The sequence below is a fragment of the Actinotalea ferrariae CF5-4 genome (assembly GCF_000603945.1).
GTDB lineage: Bacteria > Actinomycetota > Actinomycetes > Actinomycetales > Cellulomonadaceae > Actinotalea > Actinotalea ferrariae.
Window position 1 is genome coordinate 1 of sequence record NZ_AXCW01000384.1, and the last position, 883, is coordinate 883.

Sequence of the window (883 nt, forward strand, 5' to 3'; positions counted from 1 at the left end):
CGCGCGTGCGGACATGCTCGAGGACTCCCCTCAGCCGGAAGGACGACGGCGTCACCCTAGTTCGCGCCTCCACGGGGTCGCCGGGGTGTCCGCGGTGCGGTTCACCCCTCGCCACAGCGCGCCCTCCACGCCGGTGTCGGCCCGCCGTCCTACCCTGCGAAGGTGATGACTGCGGATGCCGAGGTCCCCCCCGAGTTCCTCCGCGCCCTGCACGCGCTGCGCGACCACCGGCCGCGCCAGGAGGTCCGGCTCACCGAGATCCCCGCGCCGGCCCGGATCGCCCCGTACGCGGTGGCGCTCACGGGCGAGGTCACCCCGCCCGGCGAGGACCTCGAGGAGGAGGAGCCCGCCGGCGGCCGCTTCGTCCTGCTCCACGACCCGGCCGGTCAGGAGGCGTGGGAGGGCACCTTCCGCGTGGTCACTCTCGTCCGCGCCACCCTCGACCCCGAGGTGGCGGTCGACCCCCTGCTCTGCGACGCGGCCTGGACGTGGGTGGAGGACGCGCTCGTCGCGTCCGGACTCGGCCACCACGCCCTGGGCGGCACGGTCACCAAGGTGCAGAGCCGCTCGTTCGGCGCGCTCGCCGAGCGGCCGGACGAGGTGGAGGTCGAGATCCGGGCCTCCTGGTCCCCCTCGCCCGAGGACGCCGGCGCCCACCTCGCTCCGTGGACGGTGCTGCTGTGCACCGCCGCCGGCCTGCCTCCTCTGCCCGACGGCGTCACCTCGCTCGGTCGACGCCTCTAGGGCACCCGGCTCCGCCCCTCCTGCAGCCACCCCCGGCGGCCACACCACTTCCCGGCCTGGGACCTACGTCCCTGGTCGGCACGGTCGCGCGTGTCCGACTCGTCCACGTACGGGTGAACGTCCCGGCGATCCGGAACCA

General features: G+C 75.2%; 1 protein-coding gene. It reads left to right on the forward strand.

The window, feature by feature from the left end:
• Positions 1–165: 165 nt before the first annotated feature.
• The gene (locus N866_RS18030; protein WP_034229274.1) at positions 166–744 is read left to right on the forward strand and encodes a DUF3000 domain-containing protein; all 579 of its coding nucleotides are present in this window, start codon (positions 166–168) and stop codon (positions 742–744) included.
• Positions 745–883 lie beyond the last annotated feature (139 nt).